This is a genomic window from Ensifer sp. VA4 (genome assembly GCF_055710065.1).
Genome location: NZ_JBVQPO010000035.1, coordinates 1 through 3,556 on the forward strand (window position 1 = coordinate 1; position 3,556 = coordinate 3,556).

The 3,556-nt window shown below is 61.4% G+C and carries 3 protein-coding genes; all 3 read right to left on the reverse strand.

Annotated elements, in window-relative coordinates; genetic code table 11:
- Positions 1 to 133: 133 nt before the first annotated feature.
- On the reverse strand, positions 134 to 1,165 hold the full coding sequence (locus tag AC0C6X_RS29945; RefSeq protein ID WP_472956652.1) for an ABC transporter substrate-binding protein: 1,032 nt from the start codon (positions 1,163 to 1,165) through the stop codon (positions 134 to 136).
- Positions 1,166 to 1,361: 196 nt separating this feature from the next.
- The gene (locus AC0C6X_RS29950; RefSeq protein WP_173518335.1) at positions 1,362 to 1,727 is read right to left on the reverse strand and encodes a hypothetical protein; all 366 of its coding nucleotides are present in this window, start codon (positions 1,725 to 1,727) and stop codon (positions 1,362 to 1,364) included.
- A 75-nt stretch (positions 1,728 to 1,802) separates the two neighbouring features.
- Positions 1,803 to 3,556: type I secretion C-terminal target domain-containing protein (locus AC0C6X_RS29955; protein ID WP_472956654.1), on the reverse strand; the 1,754-nt coding region annotated here is incomplete at its 5' end.

Here is a 3,556-nt window from a genome sequence, read left to right on the forward strand (position 1 = left end):
TAGGGCTCAATCCGGCGCATCTGCTCCGGGGTCAACATCAGCAAATCAGTCAAGGTGGCATCCTCCTGCCACCTTGAATCACCACCCAGTCGTCAATTCAACCAATTAATGGGTCCTGAGCCTAGCTAGCGCTTCAGAACGAACGTGGCGCTGGATCCAGCAGCTTCACACTCCCGGAGGTGACCTGATAGATCGCGCAGGTTCGCTCAACGGAGCCGTTCCCCTCGAATCGAAAGGCTGCCGCCGCGCCGATGAAGCCGTTTGGAGAGCGAAGGCTCTCCTGCGTTATGGCGTCCTCGCCCTGGCTGCGCACGAGGCCGGCGGCAAGCGCGATCACATCGAAGCCATAGGCCGCATCGGCGCCGGCGGCGCGCTCGTACCGATCGAGATAACGCGACGTCATCCGCGAACCGTTCTCAGGGCCGAACAGGCAGAGATGGCTTCCCGAAAGTTCGGGGCGCTTGTAAGCGGCATTCGCCCATCCGGAGCTGCCGACGACCATCGCGTTGGGTTTCAGATAGCCGTTGGCCTTGAGTTGCGACAAAGCGCCGACATCCGGCTCCCCCGAACCGATCAGGAGCACGCCATCAGTATCTTTCAACTTGGCCTTGGAGGCCGCATCGCCGGTGAATGCCGTGGTGCCCGTCACTGCGACGAGCGCCGGCTTGATGCCATATCCGGCAAGCCCGCGATCAAGTCTTTGTCGCTCGGCGGCGGAAACATCGCTCGGCAAGAGCACGACGAGCCGCTTGCGGCCGGACGCCACCGCATAGGATGCCCCCTCGACGGCACTGTCGATGCGGTCGGACACGAAAGCGAAGGTGCCCGCCGGCCGCTCGGCGCCGTTGCCGCGCAGGGCCAAAAGCGGCGCGCGAGACGCGCCGAGCCCCTGGCGCACGGTGCTGACAGGTACGTCGGCGACGGACAGCGCGACGAGCGCGACGTTCTGGCCGGCAAGCCGCTTTGCCGCCTCCTGGATCTGCTGTGGCGAACCGTCGGTGTTTTCGACCAGCAACGAGAGCTGGCCGCCGCCGACCTCATCGATCGCGAGCGACGCGCCGTCCCGGATATCGCGTTCGCGCACCGTTTCACCTGACGGCGCCATCAGGGCCGTGATGAGTGCGATGCGTGTCGCCCCGCTGCCGAAAGTTTCCTGTGGTTTCACGGCATGTTCGGCCGCGCGCCGCGCGTGTCTCGCCTGTGGTGATTCCACGTCGAGGACGTCCTGGGGCGTGGGTGCGCCCTGGCAGCCCGCAAGTGTACCGAGCGCGAGGGCGCCAAGGGCCAGCCACCGCCGACCGCGCGACACCCGCCTCGTCGGTGAAACGACAGGGTGGGACATGACGATCAAAGCGCCGGTCTCAATTCATGAAATTCCGCATCTTGGTGTAGAAGCAATCGCACTTGGCGATGTAGTCCTCGTCGCGCCAGTTGGACTGCAGGTAACCATAGGCCTTGCCGCAGGCAACCTTGGTCTCGGACGCCCAGACGAAAGCCGGCCGCGTAGACGAGATCCAGTGCGGATCGTCGGCGACAGCGATCGCCTCGTCCATGCGCGAAACGACCTCTTTGGTCAATGTCGCGACGTCCTGGTCGACGGTGAGCGAGGACTGGCTGGCTTCGGCGCATTGCCTCGCGGCTGGCGCATAATCGACGATGAGATCGGCCGCGAAACCTGAAACGGGCATAAGAGCGGCCATCGCCCCCACCAGCATGCTTCTGATCATGAAAAGATTCCCCCTGGAAAATGCGGTTCCCGGATGATTACCGAGAACCGCTGAGCTGTCGAGACCGACGTTGCGTTATGGAACATCGTGTGGAATGTTTTGCGATGTTTTCGCCCCATTTTCGTCGTTGAATAGGACCTTCACCACCTCGGTCGACACCTGGAAGTTCTCCAGCACGGCGACCGTGTGCCAGCCCTGAGCATTGCCGGCGCTGCCGTCCGTGTCCACTTGCAGGTTGGCGTTCTGCCCATCCTGCACGACCTGGACATAGTTGCCGTCGAGATTCGTGCCCGAAGGCAGATTGCCCAGAAGCGCGGACAGGTCGACGGAATCGTCCTCGCCGAAATTGTAGTCGGCGATGACGTCATGGATGTTGCTCAGCGAATCGGGATCGATCACGAAGGTATCGCCGCCTCCGTCGCCGGTCATGGTGTCGGAACCGGCGCCACCATAAAGCGTATCATTGCCCAGGCCGCCGTAGAGCGAATCAGCGCCACCCTCGCCATAAAGTGAGTCGTTACCGATACCGCCGGCAAGGTAGTTGGCGCCCGAGTTGCCGTGCAGGAAGTCGTCGTCGGAACCGCCGATCAGCCCTTCGATGCCCGTCAGCGTATCGCCAGCCGCATCACCACCGCCAATCGACCCTTCCGGCTGGCTGCCAACGGTCGCACCCAACGAAGCGCTGCCATTGTCATCGAGATTGATGAACACCGCCGACGTACTGCCGGTATAGTCGGCAATGTCCGAACCGCCCGCACCGTTGATAGTGTCCGCCTTGGTGCTTCCGGCAATGGTGTCGTCGCCGGCCGTGCCAGTCAGAGTATAGGAGCCCCCCGATCCGGCTGCCACCTGATCGACATGAAGGGTTTGAGCGACGCTGGAATCTCCGTCGCGATCCACCGCGACAATTTGGAAGTCATAATTCTGGTCTGCGGGAAGAATTGTTGTGCCGACCTCTGCTGCCGTGAACCTAGCGCCCTTTCCAGAACCTGAGACGCCATCAACGCCCTCGATCGTAAGAACATTGAAGTCAAATCCTGGGTTCACCAGCAGAGATCCCCCAATTCCGTCTGTGATGGTGATGAAACCAAAGGCGGTCGTGTTGGTACCTGTGTTCGTGGCCGTCCACTTATACTGTATGAAGTTATCGGTAGCACTGTTCCCCAGGTTCACGTCGCCGTATGCGAGCGAGACGCTGCTGACATATTTCGGATTCTCGGTTGGTAGATTGTCCACCCCGGCTTGTCCCACACTGTGGAATTCCATCGTAAACTGCTCGCTTTTCGCGAGGCGCTGATCGTCTACACCGAATCCCGTGCCCGAACTGTTAACCGTGTGGCCCGCAGTAGTCGAAAACTCGACGAGCCCGCCAGAGGTTTCCCTGAATTGAGCATTTCCTCCGGACATGCCGGCCAATGGGACGGTTGTATTTGTTGCTGCTTTCGGCTCGATCAGGTCAAAATGATATGTTCCGTCTGAAGCAACGGTTAGCGAGAAGACAGAAGTGCTGCCGGACTTCCCAAGAAGGATTGTGGTGCCATCTGGACCTATGGACGTTGTATAGGAGATGCCGCTGATGGCGGGCCCCGTGATATTGAACTTCTCGATACCGTCCGCCCCGGGCTGGAGCGCGAAGGTCCCGGTCACCGAGCCGACTTCATTGGGGATGACCGCCGCCATGAACTGGCCGAGCATCGGCGCGTCGTCGACGATCGAGATCACCAGGTTGCCCGCCGGGGCGGCATCGCCGTCGGCGTCGCTGATCACCACCGCGAAGCTCGCCGAGGTGTTGTCGCCCGAGGTGTTGTCGGCCAGCGTGTAGGCATAGA